At 60.4% G+C, this 2,792-nt stretch carries 2 protein-coding genes; one reads left to right on the top strand and one right to left on the bottom strand.

The genetic code is table 11. The features are described from left to right. A partial coding sequence (locus ACRESD_RS19700) for a DUF6531 domain-containing protein (protein ID WP_431752428.1) occupies positions 1-1,462 on the bottom strand: 1,462 nt, incomplete at its 3' end. Between the two features lie 303 nt (positions 1,463-1,765). Between ACRESD_RS19700 and ACRESD_RS19695 the strand changes: the two genes are divergently transcribed. Beyond that, positions 1,766-2,792, top strand: a 1,027-nt coding sequence (locus ACRESD_RS19695) for a DUF1615 domain-containing protein (protein WP_431752427.1), incomplete at its 3' end; no start/stop codon positions are given.

The raw sequence follows: 2,792 nt of genomic DNA, 5'->3' as shown, positions 1-2,792 counted from the left end.
CTTCGGCCAGGCTATTGGTGATCGCAGGCCGTAACTCGCTGGGCAAAGGAAACTCAGTGGAGCGGTTCTCATGGTCGGTCCACACCACCGAGTCGCCTGAGACCACCAACCGATGCGCCAGCGCATGACTCCAGCCAAACCCGAGCCCGCAATCCAGTTCCACCGCGCTGGTGCGATACAACCGCGTCCACTCAAACGGCAACACACCGTCCAACGTGCCATCGGTGAGGGTCAGCAATTCCTCGCCGGTTACCATCGACACTGGGCAGCCGTGGGTAGCGGTCTTGTCCGCACTGGCCGAGGCATCGCCATTCAGGTTCTTGCCCGAAGCTGGCACATCGTCGACATGCTCTTTCTGCTTCAGCACCGCGTTCTGCTGTGCCCTCCAGCGCATCTGCATCCGGCCTTGCTTCAGCCCGCCGACCACGCCGCGAACCGCCACTGCCTTGTAGCGATCCACGGCTTGCATAAAACTCTTCAGAATCGCAAGCAGGCTTTGAACAAAGCCAACAACGGCGTCAACGAGTCGCGCGCCGTACTTGGCCAGCCGCACACTCAGATAAGCCACACCCGCCGCTGGCAGTGCGATGCTCAACACCGCACCAATCACAAGATCGATCAGCAACGAGACCAGAAAACCAGCAGCCACTTCGGCCATCTCGCCCGGAGGCAATGCGTCCAGCCAGATCATCGCCGTGCGCATCATCAGGTACAGCGCTGCCTCATCACTGGCCAGCAGCATCGCCTGTTCCATGACCTTGGGGGCATCGGTGGCCAGTTGAGCCAGCTTCGCCGCCTCAGCTCCCAGTTGTTCGGTGAATTTCAACGGGTCTTCGAGAATCGCTTGCACCAGCTTGATGCTGTCCCATGCGTCTCTGATCGCCGCCCAACTGCCCGCCAGCAGGCCGCTGCCAATCGCACTGGCCGTTGAGACCTCCCAATGGGGGCGGAACCCCTCCCATTGCGAACGAAGCCATTGCTCCAGATCTGCCGTCAGCCCGGCATAGGAGGCGAACAACGCGTCGACCTGTTCGCCTGAAACCCCGCCTTGTACCCGCACCTGATAGCGCTCGCCTGCGGCGCAGTGGTGAGAGCCCTTGCCATGCTCATCCAGCATGACGACGGTAGAACTGCCGTCATCCAGCCCAATGACTTCAACCGGGATATCGCCGATCGGCACGTCATACACCGACTCGAATGTGCTCTCGATCTCCAGCACACCGCCTATAGGGCAACGGGCGACGGTAGAAAAGTCCGCATCGGAAAGACTCACCGACTGCTGCGAGGCGCCGACCCGCAACACCCGCTCCATCCCCAGCAGCGATGGCATATCCGCCGCATGGCTGACCGAATCCAGCGTCCGCGCATACCAGGCGACCATCTGTTTTCGGTACTCCGCCAGACTCTGATGAAAGCCATCCAGCTCATGTTCGATATGGGCAATGTGTGCGGCGTGGGTCATCCGTGAGTTCTCCCCACGGAAGGTGCGTCTGAAGTTGCCCAATCAACCCACGCACAAAAAAGAAAAACCATCTGCAATCCCTCGCACTGTGTGATGAGGCGAAGGACTTTGCAGAGGTTTTTTAAGGCGGTATGCAGAGCTTGTCCGGCTATAACGTGGGATGTTTCAGTGGCTTGCGTACTCCTCACGCAAACCGCTCGGCACACTCTGTAGTGAGGGCGCGCTCAGCAAATCAGCGAACCCCGGTTAGACTTACCTGTCGATATCCGCAATGCCCGGCCCGTCGCCGTTCAAGGAAGCCCCATGTATCCAAGCCGTCTGATCCTGTGTCTCACCACGTTGTTGGTGCTGGCCGGTTGCTCCACTACGCGCAACCCGCAACAGCCGCCACGCAGCGAGGCTGACGTGAAAGCGCAGATCGTGCGCCTGCTGCCGGCGTCGGTGCCGGACCGCAGTGGTTGGGCTCAAGACATCTACACGGCCTTCGACACCCAGAAGATCTACCCCAGTACCGAAAACATCTGTGCCGTGCTGGCGGTTACCGAGCAGGAGTCCACTTATCAGGTCGACCCACCTGTGCCGAACATGGGCAAGATCGCCCAGGATGAAATCCTGCGTCGCGCCGGCAAGGTCCATGTGCCGGCATTCGTGATTCGCACCACGCTGCAATTGCGCTCGCCCACCGGCAAGTCCTACGCCGAGCGCCTGAGTGCCGCGCGTACTGAGAAGGACCTGAGCGGTATCTTCGATGACTTCATCAGCATGGTGCCGCTGGGCAACACATTGTTTGGCGGCTTCAACCCGGTACACACCGCCGGCCCGATGCAGGTGAGTATCGACTTTGCGCAGCAACATGCGCGGGGTTATCCCTACACGGTGGATAGCACGATTCGCCGGGAAGTCTTCACCCGACGTGGCGGCATGTATTTTGGCATCACTCATCTGCTCGGTTACCCGGTGAGCTACGACCAGCCGCTGTATCGCTTTGCCGATTTCAATGCCGGTTGGTATGCCAGCCGCAATGCCGCATTCCAGGCTGCCGTCAGCCGTGTTACGGGCACCGAACTGGCGTTGGACGGAGACTTGATTCGCTACGGGTCATTGCTGCCGGGCACCACCGAGCTGGCGGTGCGTTCGCTGGGTTCGAAGTTGGATATGCGCAACCCGAGCATTCGCAGCCAGTTGGAGCAGGGCGAACAGCTGGATTTTGAAGACACCACGCTCTACAAGCGCGTGTTCGCCCTGGCCGACAAGGCTGCCGGCAAGCCGGTGCCGCGAGCAATCCTGCCGGGCATCGTACTCAAGAGCCCGAAGATCACCCGCAACCTGA

Source organism: Pseudomonas sp. (assembly GCF_050739995.1).
Taxonomy (GTDB): Bacteria; Pseudomonadota; Gammaproteobacteria; order Pseudomonadales; family Pseudomonadaceae; genus Aquipseudomonas.
Note: the sequence above shows the minus strand (reverse complement) of the source record. Positions and strands in the feature narration are given on the sequence as shown.